This is a genomic window from Mycobacteriales bacterium, from assembly GCA_036497565.1.
GTDB lineage: Bacteria > Actinomycetota > Actinomycetes > Mycobacteriales > QHCD01 > DASXJE01.
This window is the reverse complement of the sequence record DASXJE010000106.1, coordinates 17,587-30,586: the sequence shown is the minus strand read 5'-3', so window position 1 is coordinate 30,586 and position 13,000 is coordinate 17,587. Positions and strand designations below refer to the sequence as shown.

The following is a 13,000-nucleotide window of genomic DNA, read 5'->3' as shown; positions in this document are numbered from 1 at the left end:
AGCCGCCAGTGGGCGTGCTCGAGGCGGAATTGCCGAAGTCGTTGTTTCCGGCGTACGTCGACAATCCGCATTCTCCGTGATTTCGGTCAGATGGTTCAGGGATCCTGCAGCGCATCATGACCGAGACCGGACGCGCCCCGGCTGCCCTGATCGTCGTCCACTACACGGTGGGTGACCCACCCGGCATTCGCCGGTCGCTCCGCACCGGCCCCGCATTCCGATGGGACCGTCGTAGGGAAGGACCCCTCACTTGAGCGACATCACCGACGTCCGTACCGATGTGCCCGACTCCGCGGCACAGGGCGGCGTTTCACAACCGACCGGCTCCGCCGGTCGATCAACTTCTGCGGCACGGGAGGAATCCGCCCCCGTAGACGGGGCGTCCCGCCCCCGCCGCCGCGCCGGATTGTCCGGAATGGTGCTAGCCGAGCTCCAGGAGCTCGCACGCAGCATCGGGATTGCGGACACCGGTCGCATGCGAAAGAGCGACCTGATCGCGGCCATCAAGGCCAAGCAGGGCGGATCCTCCGATGCTCCGGCCGCCTCGGCGCAGCCGGCGACCGCTGGGGAGGCACCCAGCCGGAGCCGCCGCAGCGCGCGTCGTCCGGCCGGGTCACCGGCAGCGGACGCGCCCGCCGAGACCGCCGACCAGTCCAACCGGACCGACAGCCCGGAGGCCGCCGACCGTCCCGAGCCCGCTGCCGCGAGCTCCGGCGACCGGCCGGCCGCGCAAGGCGAGGGCGCCGGCGGCGAGAGCCAGCGCTCGGACAACCAGCAGCGGGACAACCAGCGCTCGGACAACCAGCGCCGGTCGGACAACCGCCAGCGGGACAACCAGCAGCGCGACAACCAGCGCTCGGACAACCAGCGTTCGGACAACCAGCGTTCGGACAACCAGCGCTCGGACAACCAGCGCTCGGACAACCAGCGCGATAACCAGCGTTCGGACAACCAGCAGCGCGACGACGACTTCGACGGCGGTGGCGGCGGTCGCCGGCGGCGTGGCCGGTTCCGCGATCGGCAGCGGCGCAGCGGTGGTGGCGGTGGTGGCCAACGGGACCGCTTCGGCGGCGAGCCCGAGCCCGTCATCGCCGAGGACGACGTCCTGCTCCCGGTCGCCGGGATCCTCGACATCCTCGACAACTACGCGTTCGTCCGGACCCAGGGCTACCTGACCGGCCCGAACGACGTCTACGTCTCGCTGTCGCAGGTCCGCAAAAACGGTCTGCGCCGCGGCGACGCGATCACCGGCGCGGTCCGCCAGCCCCGCGAAGGGGAGCGGCGGGACAAGTACAACGCCCTCGTCCGCCTCGACACGGTCAACGGGCTGGAGCCGGACGAGGCGCGCAAGCGCCCGGAGTTCCACAAGCTGACTCCGCTCTACCCGCAGGAGCGGTTGCGCCTCGAGACCGAGCCTCACCTGCTCACCACCCGGGTGATCGACCTGGTGATGCCGATCGGCAAGGGTCAGCGTGCCCTCATCGTCAGCCCGCCGAAGGCCGGCAAGACGATGGTGCTGCAGGCGATCGCCAACGCCATCACCACCAACAACCCCGAGTGCCACCTCATGGTCGTCCTGGTGGACGAGCGTCCTGAGGAAGTCACCGACATGCAGCGGTCGGTGAAGGGTGAGGTCATCGCCTCGACCTTCGACCGGCCGCCGTCGGACCACACCACGGTCTCGGAGCTGGCGATCGAGCGGGCCAAGCGACTGGTCGAGAGTGGCCACGACGTGGTCGTCCTGCTCGACTCGATCACGCGGCTCGGGCGCGCCTACAACAACGCGTCGCCGGCCAGCGGCCGGATCCTCTCCGGTGGTATCGACTCGACCGCCCTCTACCCGCCGAAGCGTTTCCTCGGCGCGGCCCGCAACATCGAGAACGGCGGGTCCCTGACCATCCTCGCCACGGCGCTGGTGCAGACCGGCTCCACCGGCGACACGGTGATCTACGAGGAGTACAAGGGCACCGGCAACGCCGAGCTCTACCTCGACCGCAGGCTGGCCGACAAGCGGGTGTTCCCGGCGATCGACATCGATCCGTCCGGCACCCGGAAGGAGGAGATCCTCCTCCCGCCGGACGAGCTGGCGATCGTGATCAAGCTCCGCCGGGTGCTCCACGCCCTGGAGTCCCAGCAGGCGCTGGAACTGGTCCTGGACCGGCTGCGGAAGACGGCGACCAACGTCGAATTCCTCATGCAGGTGCAGAAGACGACGACGATGTCGCCCCAGGACTAGCGCAGGACTAATCGGGGACGCTCCGGCGTTCACCTGCCAGTGCCGGCGGGTCCGCCCAAATGGACCCGTCTGGCACACTGGTGACGGAGATCGGTTCCGGTTCACGTCCAGCACGATTCGGGCGACCCGGCGACCACGACGAAAGGACATCCGTTGAAGACAGGCATTCACCCGGAGTACGTGACCACCCAGGTCACCTGTTCCTGTGGTAACACCTTCACCACCCGGAGCACCGCGAAGTCCGGGACCATGCACGCCGAGATGTGCTCGGCCTGCCACCCCTTCTACACCGGCAAGCAGAAGATCCTCGACACCGGTGGCCGGGTGGCTCGCTTCGAGAAGCGGTTCGGCAAGCGCGCCCGCAACGACGCCAAATAGCACCGACACGACGCCCGACCCGATCTGGGTCGGGCGTCGTGCGCTGTCCGGACCGGGTACGCCGACGAACCGGACGGTCCGCTCGAGAGGGAGGCAGCGATGAGCGACGTGACACCCGAGGCGCTGCCCGGGCTGCTCGCGGAGCACGCCGAGCTCGAGCGCACCCTCGCCGACCCGGCGGTCCACGCTGACCAGGCCCGGGCCCGCACCCTGAGCCGCCGTTACGCCGAGCTGGGTCCGGTCGTGGAGACCGCCCGCCAGCTCGAGGCGGCCCGCAACGATCGGGACGCCGCCCGCGAGCTCGCCCACGAGGACCCGTCGTTCGCCCGCGAGGCGGCAGAGCTCGACGTACGGATCGACGAACTCCACGCGAAGCTGCGCGAACAGCTGCTGCCCAAGGACCCGAACGACGCCAAGGACGTGATCCTGCAGGTCAAGGCCGGCGAGGGCGGCGAGGAGTCGGCCCTCTTCGCCGGCGACCTGCTGCGGATGTACCTGCGGTACGCCGAGCGGCGGGGCTGGCAGACCGAGGTGCTCGACGCGGAACCGACCGAGCTCGGCGGCTACCGCGACGTCAGCGTCGGTGTGAAGGCACGCGGCCGAGGCGGGGTGTGGAGTCGGCTGAAGTACGAAGGCGGCGTACACCGCGTGCAGCGCGTCCCGGTCACCGAGTCGCAGGGCCGCATCCACACCTCGGCGGCCGGCGTACTGGTGCTGCCGGAGGCCGAGGACGTCGAGGTCGCACTCGACCCGAACGACCTGCGGGTCGACGTGTTCCGCTCGTCCGGGCCGGGCGGGCAGAGCGTCAACACCACCGACTCGGCCGTGCGGCTCACCCATGTCCCGACCGGCACCGTCGTGTCCATGCAGAACGAGAAGAGCCAGCTGCAGAATCGGGAGGCGGCGCTGCGGGTGATGCGCGCCAGGCTGCTCGCGATCGCGCAGGAGCGGGCCGACCAGGAAGCCGCCGACGCCCGCCACAGCCAGGTGCGCACCGTCGACCGGAGTGAGCGGATCCGTACCTACAACTACCCGGAGAGCCGCATCTCCGACCACCGCGTCGGCTACAAGGCCTACAACCTCGACCAGGTGCTCGACGGTGACCTCGACGCCGTCATCGACGCGCTGACCCGCGCCGACGCCGAGGCGATGCTCGCCGACACCGACGCCGCACCACCCTCCCGCTGATCGCGCGCCCGACCATGACGGCACGACCATGACAGCCCGACCGCCCGGCCCCGATGACTGCCCGGGCGGAAGTACGGCAGTGGCGGAGCTGGTGCGCCAGGGCGATGCGCGGCTGCGGGAGGCCGGCGTCGCCAGTCCTGAGTACGACGCGCGGGCGCTGCTTGCCCATACCCTCGGCATCCGCGCCGGGCAGCTGGCCGTCGTCGACCCCGTTCCGGCCGAGGCCTGCACCACCTACCTCGCGCTGATCGAGCAGCGTGCCGAGCGGGTCCCGCTGCAGCACCTGACCGGGATCGCGGGCTTCCGCCGGCTCGACCTCGCCGTGGGTCCCGGGGTATTCGTGCCCCGCCCGGAGACCGAGGTGCTCGTCGACTGGGGCCTCGACCGGATCCGCGGACTCCCCGCGCCGCTGGTGGTCGACCTGTGCGCCGGCAGCGGCGCGATCGCGCTCAGCGTCGCCGACGAGGCACCGCAGGCCCGGGTACACGCGGTCGAGCGGGAGCGATTCGCCGTGGCCTGGGCCGAGCGCAACAACGCCGACGGCCGGATCGAGGTGCACGAGGCCGACGTCGACGGCGCGCTCCCGGAGCTCTCCGGACAGGTCGACCTCGTGCTCGCCAACCCGCCGTACATCCCGGACGGGGCGTCCGTCGAGCCCGAGGTGGCTCACCACGATCCCGCGGCCGCCCTGTGGGGCGGGCCGGACGGGCTCGCGGTCGTCCGGATCGTCGTGGCCACCGCGGCCCGGCTGCTGCGGCCCGGCGGATGGTTCGGGGTCGAGCACGCCGACCGGCAGGGGGAGCGCGTACCGGCCCTCCTGAAAGAAATGGGAAGCTGGGAGCAGGTGACCGACCACCGGGACCTCGCCGGCAGGCCGAGGTTCGCCGCGGCCGTGCGGGCACCCGATGTCCGTGGCCGCGACGCAGGAAGGAACGGTGCCCGGTGAGCCTCCTCTACGACTGCTCCGACCCGCAGGACCGGGCGGACGGCCTCACGGCGGCCGAGGCCGCGGTGAAACGGGACGAGCTCATCGTGCTCCCGACCGACACCGTCTACGGCCTGGGCGCGGAGGCGTTCAGCCCCGGCGCCGTCGATGCTCTCCTCACGGCCAAGGGCCGCGGCCGCGACATGCCGCCCCCGGTGCTGGTCGGCTCCTGGTCCGGCCTGGACGGCCTCGTCGTCGCCGTGCACCCCGACGCCCGGGATCTCATCGAGGCCTTCTGGCCGGGCGGCCTGACGATCATCGTCGAACACGCGTCGTCGCTGGCCTGGGACCTAGGGGACACCCGGGGGACGGTCGCCGTACGGATGCCCGCCCACCCGGTCGCGCTCGATCTGCTGACCCGGACCGGCCCCATGGCCGTTTCCAGCGCCAACCGCACCGGCTCGCCGGCGGCCACGACCATGGAGGAGGCGCGGGATCAGCTGGGCGAATCGGTCACCGTCTACCTCGACGGCGGCCCGTGCAGCGACCCGGTGCCGTCCAGCATCGTCGATCTGACCGGTTCCGACCCGGTCCTGCGCCGGGTCGGGGCGATCAGCGCGGAAGCCCTGCGCGAAGTCGTTTCCGACCTCGTCGTACCGGACGACACCCCGGGGCGCTAGCGTCACAACCCGCATATGTGGCGCGGTGACCGCCGTAGAGTTGATACGCACCCACGGTCGAGGAGCATCACGATGAGCACACCGTTCTGGGGCCCGGATTTCGATGCACTGGCTGCCGAGGATCCGGAGATCGCGGGGGTGGTGCTCGGCGAGCTGGAGCGCCTGCGCGGCGGGTTGCAGTTGATCGCCAGCGAAAACCTCACCAGCCCGGCGGTCCTGGCCGCGCTCGGCAGCACACTGTCCAACAAGTACGCCGAGGGCTACCCCGGCCGCCGCTACTACGGCGGCTGCTCAGAGGTCGACAAGGCCGAGGAGATCGGCATCGCCCGCGCCAAGGAGCTCTTCGGCGCCGAGCACGCCAACCTGCAGCCGCATTCGGGGGCGAGCGCCAACCTCGCCGCCTATGCCGCGCTCCTGCAGCCCGGTGACACGGTGCTGGCCATGTCGCTGCCGCACGGCGGACACCTGACCCACGGCAGTCCGGTCAACTTCTCCGGCAAGTGGTTCCACACCATCGGCTATTCGGTGAAACGCGACACCGAGCTCATCGACTACGACGAGGTGCGCGACCTGGCCCGTGAGCACCGGCCGAAGATGATCATCTGCGGGGCCACGGCGTACCCGCGGTTGATCGACTTCGCCGCCTTCCGCGCCATCGCCGACGAGGTCGGCGCCGCCCTCATGGTCGACGCCGCCCACTTCATCGGACTGGTCGCCGGTAAGGCGATCCCGAGCCCGGTGCCCTTCGCCGACGTGGTCACCTTCACCACGCACAAGGTTCTGCGCGGTCCGCGCGGCGGGATGATCGTGTGCACCGAGGACATGGCCAAGCGAATCGACAAGGCCGTCTTCCCGTTCTCGCAGGGCGGGCCGCTCATGCACGCGGTCGCGGCCAAGGCGGTCGCGCTGAAGGAGGCGCTCCAGCCGTCCTTCCAGGACTACGCCCGTCAGGTGATCTCCAATGCCCAGGCGCTGGCCGAGGGACTGGCCGCCGACGGGATGCGCCCGGTCTCCGGCGGCACCGACACCCATCTGGCGTTGATCGACCTCCAGCAGCTCGGCGTCACCGGGCGCGCGGCGGAGGCGCGCTGCGACGCCGCCCGGATCACGCTGAACAAGAACGCCATCCCCTACGACCCGGCCAAACCGATGATCGCGTCCGGGATCCGGGTCGGGACCCCGTCGGTCACCACCCAGGGCATGGGGGAGAGCGACATGAAGGAGATCGCCTCCCTCATCGGCCGCGCGGTCCGGGCCGACCCGGAGACCGACGCCGGCCGGGCGACGCTTGCCGACGTCTCGGCGACCGTCGAGGCGCTGGTCAGCCGATATCCGGCGTACCCGCGCCCGGAGATCGCGGCGACGGCCGGGGGCTGACCCGGGCCGATGCGCGAATATGCCCTCGTCCTCTGCGTCGCCGCGGCGGTCACGTTTCTGCTGACCCCGATAGTCCGGCTGGTGGCGGTCAAGTGGGGGGCGATGCAACAACCGCGCGACCGTGACGTGCACACCATCCCGACACCGAAGCTCGGCGGTGTCGCGATGTACGGCGGGGTGGCCGCGGCGCTGCTGGTCGCCCACCGGATGCCCACGTTGCAGCGGACGTTCGCCAACTCCTCCGAGACCTCGGCGATCCTCATCGCCGGCGGCCTGATCTGCGCGGTCGGCGTGATCGACGACCGCTGGGGACTGGACGCGCTCACCAAACTCGCCGGTCAGATCGTCGCGGCCGGCGTCATGGTGCTGCTCGGTGTGCAGCTGCTGCTGTTCTACCTGCCGTTCGGGGTCGGGACCGTGCTGCTCGGCCGGGACGAAGCGGTGCCGCTGACGGTCCTGCTCTGCGTACTCGTCGTCAACGCGTTGAACTTCATCGACGGGCTCGACGGGCTCGCCGCCGGGGTGGCGGCGATCGCCGGTCTGGCGTTCTTCCTCTACGCCTACCACCTCGGAAAGGTCGGTTACGGCGACGTCGCCTATACGCCGACGCTGATCAGCGCCGTGCTGGCCGGGTCGTGCATCGGGTTCCTGCCGCACAACTTCCAACCGGCCCGCACGTTCATGGGGGATTCGGGGGCGATGCTGATCGGCCTGCTGCTCGCCTCCGCGGCCACCACGGCGACCACCGCCGACCCGCAGTCCTTCGGCAGCCTCGCCGGCGCCCTGCCGCTGCTGCTTCCACTGCTGATCCCACTCATCGTGCTGGCCGTGCCGTTCGTCGACCTGGTCCTCGCCGTAGTCCGCCGGGTCAAAGCGGGGCGATCGCCGTTCACCGCCGACAAACTCCACCTGCATCACCGGCTGCTCGAGATCGGTCACTCCCAACGTCGCGCGGTGCTCCTGATCTACTTCTGGGCGGCGTTGCTGGCCTTCGGCGGGGTGTCGATATCGATCACGTCCAGCCCCGCGCTGGTGCTCTCGATGGTCGGCGCGCTCGCCGTCGTCGCCCTGGTTCTGTCGAGCATTCCGCGGCTTCGCGCGCTCCGCCGACCCACCCGCTGAGCCCTACGTTCTGGCGGTTCCAGAGCCCGTCCGTCGCCCGATACCCCGACAGGTAAAGGCCTCATGACCATGTGATAACGTCGCGACGTCCCGACCGAAGTGTGGGGATCGACCGGTTTTGGCCTCGCGCGTGTGCGGCCGACCGGTCGATGTAGTCCTTAGGCAGATGCTGCCTGATCCCACTCCGCAGCCGTCCGTGAGGGAGCCCGACATGCGAAAGCCTCTGCCGCGGTCATAGCGGTGACCGATTGTGCCCCAGCGCCAGCCGACGGTGTGGGATCTGGTCACCCTGGGCACGACAACGGTCGCCTGCCTGGTGGGTGGGCTCGTCGTGGGCCTGCTGGTGGACCAGCACCTGCACACCGTCCCCGTCTACACCCTGGTCGGCTTGGGGGTGGGCATCGTGGCCGCCGCACTGATCACATACGTTCGAGTTCGCAAATACCTCAAGAGTTGAGAGGACGACGGTGGTGGTGAACGAAGGACCGGCGCTGCCGGCCGTACCCGTGCACGCAGCCGCGAACCTCCGGAAGTCGATGCTGCTGGCACTTCCGGTCGCCGTCCTTGCGGTGGTCATCCTCTGGTTGTTCGGCCATCCGCTCGCCGGCCTCTTCGTCATCGTCGGACTCGGTCTGGGCGCGGTCAACAGTGCTCTGGTCCAGCGCTCGGTCGTCGGTTACGCCGGCAGCAGTGCGACCCATCGCAAGCAGCGGTTCGTCGGCGGGGTCTTCGTCCGGCTCGGCGCGATCACGTTGGTCGCCCTCGCTCTGGTGTTGACCGTCCGACCCGACGGGCTCGGGGTACTGGGGGGGCTCGCGATCTTCCAATTGCTGATGGTGGGCAACGCGTCAATGCCCCTGATCAAGGAGCTGCGCAAGGCATGAGGACAACGACGACGCCACCGGGGCCGGAGTTGACACCATGAGCAGCACGCACTCGGTGCAGGCCATCGAGATCGAGATCAACAACCACGTCGTCTTCGGGGGCATCAACGTCGACACGGTGTGGGCGACGCTCGTCGCCGGCGCCGTCGTGATCATCCTGGGTCTGTTGGTGGCCCGCCGGGCGACGCCCGGCGTGCCGTCCGGCCTGCAGCTCTTCTGGGAATCGGTCGTCGCGCAGGTTCAGGAGCAGGTCGAACAGTCGATCGGCATGCGGGTCGCGCCGTTCGCCGTGCCGATCGCCGTGACGATCTTCGTCTTCGTCCTGGTGTGCAACTGGCTGGAGATCATCCCGACGCACGGAGCCCTGCCGTCACCTACGGCAGACGTCAACCTGACGTTCGCCTTGGCCCTCGTCGTCATCGTGTGGGTGCACTGGTTCGGGGTGAAGCGCCGCGGGGCGAAGGAATACTTCGGTCACTTCTTCAAGCCGTGGTACCTCGCTCCGATCAACATCATCGAGGAGATCGCCAAGCCGATCACCCTCGCGCTGCGGCTCTTCGGCAACATCTTCTCCTCGGCGATCATGTTGTCGTTGATCGCGCTGTTCCCGGCGTTCCTGCTGTGGCTGCCGAATGCCGTCTACAAGTTGTTCGACATGGCGATCGGCGTCATTCAGGCGTTCATCTTCGCGCTGCTGACCATCCTCTACTTCAGCTTCGCCGCAGCCTCCAATCAGGAGGATCACTGACGCCACCGTATTCTTCCCGGATCTACCTCCCCTGATAGCGCAGGCAGCTTCCTGCGCGGCAAGTGACAGTAGGAACGACAAAGGAGAGACATGGCTGTTTCCAATCACGCGGTGCAGCTGGCGGGTGCGTTCGTCGGCGGCGGCTTGGCACTCGGTGGCGGTGCCATCGGGGCGGCGGTCGGTGACGGACTCGCGGGTAGCCAGACGATCGCCGGCGTGGCCCGCCAGCCCGAGGCCCAGGGTCGACTGTTCTCGATCTTCTTCCTGACCGTCGGCCTCGTTGAGGCCATGTACTTCATCAACCTGGCGTTCATGGCTCTGTTCGTCTTCGTGTTGGCGAAGTAACCGAGGTTCTCATGCATACCGAAGCAGCGAGCATCTTCCTGATCCCGAATGCGACCTTCATCGCTGAGCTGGTCGCGTTTCTGGTCATCCTCGCGGTGTTGTGGCGCTGGGTCGTGCCGCCCATCCAGAAGGCAATGCGCGAGCGGCAGGAGCTGATCAGGACCCAGCTCGAGGAGAGTCGGGAGGCGAAGGAGAAGCTCGAGTCCGCCCGCTCGGAGTACGAGGAGTCGCTGCACGAGGCACGTGCCAAGGCGGCGGAGATCCGGGAGAACGCGCGGGCCGAGGCGCAGGCCATCGTCGAGGAGATGCGCACCCAGGCTCAGACCGAGGCCGACCGGATCAGGGTCCGCGGCGAGGAACAGCTCGCGGCGCAGCGGCGCCAGGTCATAGCGGAGCTGCGGACCGAGATCGGGCAGATGTCGGTGCAGCTCGCGAGCCGCATCGTCGGTGAGTCGCTCGACGACGACGCACGCCGGCACGGCACCGTCGACCGCTTCATCGGGGAGCTCGACGAGCTGTCCGCCGGCGGTGACAGCCCGGACGTCACGGTGCCGCGCTGATGCACGGCGTCAGTAGGGAGTCGTTGTCCAGCGTCGACCAGACGCTGGACGAGCAGCTGCGCGATGTCGACGGCGCCGGCGCGCTGCAGGTCGGCGACGAGCTCTACGCCGTCCTGAGTGTGCTCGACGACGAGCCGGTGCTGCGCCGGATGCTGGCCGATGCGTCGACGCCCGAGGCGTCCCGGGTCGGCCTGCTGGAATCCCTGTTCGGCGACCGCGTCGGGGAGGGCACCCTCGAGGTCCTGCGAGGTGCAGTCCGCGCGCACTGGTCCCAGCCGGCCGACCTTGTCGACGCGATCGAGATCCTCGCCCGGCAGGCGACCTTCACCGGCGCGGATCGCGATGGCGCGCTCGACGAGGTCGAGGACGAGCTGTTCCGCTTCGGCCGGATCCTGGACTCCGAGCCCGAGTTGCAGACCGTCCTGGGCGACCGGTCGGCGTCGGCCGAACGCCGGCAGGAGCTGCTCGACACGCTGGTCGCCGACCGGGTGCGGCCGGCCACCAGACGGCTGCTCGACCGGGCCGTCGGCGCACCGCGGGGACGCAGCCTCGAGCGGACCATCGAAGACCTCTGTGACCAGGCCGCGGCCCGCCGGGACCGCTCGGTCGCCCGGGTGCGCTCCGCCGTACCGCTCAGCGACGACGAGCAGGAAAGGCTCATCGCGGCCCTCGCGCGGATCTACCGTCGAGATGTGGTCCTGCAGATCGATGTCGACCCGTCGGTGCTCGGCGGGCTGCTCGTGCGGGTCGGCGACGACGTGATCGACGGGACCATCCTGCACCGGATCGACGAGGTGCGCCGTGATCTCACCGGCTGACCCGCGATCGCCCCGACCCCAGTACTGAGACCCAGGGCCCGATGACGACCACCGCACCCACCACGAGAGCAGAGACGAGACCCCCATGGCGGAGCTGACGATCTCCTCCGAAGAGATTCGGAGCGCGATCGAGAACTACGTGTCCTCCTATTCGCCGGAGATCTCCCGCGAAGAGGTCGGGACGGTGACCGACACCGGCGACGGGATCGCCCACGTCGAAGGCCTGCCCTCGGCGATGGCCAACGAGCTGCTGGAGTTCGAGGGCGGCGTCCTCGGCCTCGCGCTCAACCTCGACGTCCGCGACATCGGCGTGATCCTCCTGGGTGACGGCAGCAAGATCGAGGAGGGACAGCCGGTCAAGCGGACCGGCGAGGTGCTCTCGGTGCCGGTCGGCGACGCCTACCTCGGCCGGGTCGTCGACCCGCTCGGTCATCCGCTGGACGGCCAGGGTGAGGTCAAGACCACCGAACGGCGGCCGCTGGAGACGCAGGCACCCTCCGTCGTCGAGCGGCAGCCGGTGAAGGAGCCGATGCAGACCGGCCTCAAGGCCATCGACGCGATGACCCCCATCGGGCGCGGCCAGCGGCAGCTGATCATCGGCGACCGGCAGACCGGCAAGACGGCGATCGCGGTCGACACGATCATCAACCAGCGCGAGAACTGGGAGTCCGGCGACCCCAAGCGTCAGGTCAAGTGCATCTACGTCGCCATCGGGCAGAAGGCGTCGACCATCGCCACGGTCCGGTCCGCGCTGGAGGAGCACGGCGCGATGGAATACACGACCATCGTCGCGGCGCCCGCCTCCGACCCGCCGGGTTTCAAGTACATGGCCCCCTACACCGGCTCGGCGCTCGGCCAGCACTGGATGTACCAGGGGCAGCACGCCCTGGTGATCTTCGACGACCTGACCAAGCAGGCCGAGGCCTACCGCGCGGTGTCCCTGCTGCTGCGCCGTCCGCCCGGCCGCGAGGCCTACCCCGGTGACGTTTTCTACCTGCACTCCCGGCTGCTCGAGCGCTGCGCGAAGCTGTCCGACGAGCTGGGCGGCGGGTCGCTGACCGGGTTGCCGATCATCGAGACCAAGGCCAATGACATCTCGGCCTACATCCCGACCAACGTCATCTCGATCACCGACGGTCAGATCTACTTCGACCCCGATCTCTTCAACTCCGGGCAGCGACCGGCGATCGACGTCGGCAACTCGGTCTCCCGGGTCGGCGGAAGCGCGCAGATCCGGGCGATGAAGAGCATCTCCGGAACGATGCGGATCGACCTCGCGCAGTACGGCGACCTGGAGGCCTTCGCGTCCTTCGGCTCGGACCTCGACGCCGCATCCAAGGCCCAGCTGGCCCGCGGCGAGCGGATCTACGAGCTGCTCAAGCAGCCGCAGTTCTCTCCGATGCCGGTCGAGCGGCAGGTCGTCGCGATCTGGGCCGGGACCACCGGCCAGCTCGACGACGTACCGGTCGCCGACGTCCGCAAGTTCGAGGCCGACTTCCTGGACTACGTCGGTCGCCAGCACGAGGACGTCTACCGCTCGATCAAGGACACCGGCTCGCTCGACGACGAGAACGAGGCCCTCCTCAAGGAGGCGATCTCCAGTTTCCGGGACGGCTTCGAGACCTCGGACGGCTCGACCCTTGGGAAAGAGGCCGAGGCCGACGCGCTCGACGAGAGCGAGGTGGGCCAGGAGAAGGTCACCCGCTACAGCCCGCCGAAGCCTGAGAAGAAGGACTGAC

Annotated in this window: 14 protein-coding genes; all 14 read left to right on the top strand. The window is 69.4% G+C overall.

Annotated elements, in window-relative coordinates; translation table 11 throughout:
* The first annotated feature begins 415 nt into the window (after window positions 1–415).
* The 14 genes from rho to atpA all read left to right on the top strand — a co-directional run bounded on the left by rho (window position 416) and on the right by atpA (window position 12,999).
* Complete coding sequence (rho, locus tag VGH85_09395) at window positions 416–2,236, top strand: transcription termination factor Rho (protein ID HEY2174008.1); 1,821 nt, start codon at window positions 416–418, stop codon at window positions 2,234–2,236.
* Window positions 2,237–2,389: 153 nt separating this feature from the next.
* On the top strand, window positions 2,390–2,614 hold the full coding sequence (rpmE, locus tag VGH85_09390; GenBank protein ID HEY2174007.1) for a 50S ribosomal protein L31: 225 nt from the start codon (window positions 2,390–2,392) through the stop codon (window positions 2,612–2,614).
* Between the two features lie 99 nt (window positions 2,615–2,713).
* Window positions 2,714–3,802, top strand: coding sequence for a peptide chain release factor 1 (gene prfA, locus VGH85_09385; GenBank protein ID HEY2174006.1), 1,089 nt, complete (start codon window positions 2,714–2,716; stop codon window positions 3,800–3,802).
* 79 nt (window positions 3,803–3,881) lie between these two features.
* Window positions 3,882–4,748: a peptide chain release factor N(5)-glutamine methyltransferase gene (prmC, locus tag VGH85_09380; GenBank protein HEY2174005.1), complete on the top strand. Its 867-nt coding sequence runs from the start codon at window positions 3,882–3,884 to the stop codon at window positions 4,746–4,748.
* Window positions 4,745–5,407, top strand: a complete 663-nt coding sequence (locus VGH85_09375) for an L-threonylcarbamoyladenylate synthase (protein HEY2174004.1) — start codon at window positions 4,745–4,747, stop codon at window positions 5,405–5,407. The genes prmC and VGH85_09375 overlap by 4 nt, the downstream gene beginning before the upstream one ends.
* A 72-nt stretch (window positions 5,408–5,479) precedes the next feature.
* The gene (gene glyA / locus VGH85_09370; protein HEY2174003.1) at window positions 5,480–6,784 is read left to right on the top strand and encodes a serine hydroxymethyltransferase; all 1,305 of its coding nucleotides are present in this window, start codon (window positions 5,480–5,482) and stop codon (window positions 6,782–6,784) included.
* 9 nt (window positions 6,785–6,793) lie between these two features.
* Entirely contained in the window at window positions 6,794–7,906 is a 1,113-nt protein-coding gene (locus tag VGH85_09365; GenBank protein HEY2174002.1) for an MraY family glycosyltransferase, read from the top strand.
* Window positions 7,907–8,156: 250 nt separating this feature from the next.
* Complete coding sequence (locus tag VGH85_09360; protein ID HEY2174001.1) at window positions 8,157–8,363, top strand: AtpZ/AtpI family protein; 207 nt, start codon at window positions 8,157–8,159, stop codon at window positions 8,361–8,363.
* 16 nt (window positions 8,364–8,379) lie between these two features.
* Window positions 8,380–8,790, top strand: a complete 411-nt coding sequence (locus VGH85_09355) for an ATP synthase subunit I (protein HEY2174000.1) — start codon at window positions 8,380–8,382, stop codon at window positions 8,788–8,790.
* 37 nt (window positions 8,791–8,827) lie between these two features.
* Window positions 8,828–9,538, top strand: coding sequence for a F0F1 ATP synthase subunit A (gene atpB, locus VGH85_09350; GenBank protein HEY2173999.1), 711 nt, complete (start codon window positions 8,828–8,830; stop codon window positions 9,536–9,538).
* A gap of 90 nt (window positions 9,539–9,628) precedes the next feature.
* Window positions 9,629–9,883 (top strand): F0F1 ATP synthase subunit C, encoded by a 255-nt coding sequence (locus VGH85_09345; protein ID HEY2173998.1) that lies wholly within the window; start codon window positions 9,629–9,631, stop codon window positions 9,881–9,883.
* An 11-nt stretch (window positions 9,884–9,894) separates the two neighbouring features.
* Complete coding sequence (locus VGH85_09340) at window positions 9,895–10,443, top strand: F0F1 ATP synthase subunit B (GenBank protein HEY2173997.1); 549 nt, start codon at window positions 9,895–9,897, stop codon at window positions 10,441–10,443.
* Window positions 10,443–11,261, top strand: coding sequence for a F0F1 ATP synthase subunit delta (locus VGH85_09335; protein ID HEY2173996.1), 819 nt, complete (start codon window positions 10,443–10,445; stop codon window positions 11,259–11,261). The genes VGH85_09340 and VGH85_09335 overlap by 1 nt, the downstream gene beginning before the upstream one ends.
* An 85-nt stretch (window positions 11,262–11,346) precedes the next feature.
* Window positions 11,347–12,999, top strand: coding sequence for a F0F1 ATP synthase subunit alpha (atpA, locus tag VGH85_09330; protein HEY2173995.1), 1,653 nt, complete (start codon window positions 11,347–11,349; stop codon window positions 12,997–12,999).
* Window position 13,000: the final 1 nt, after the last annotated feature.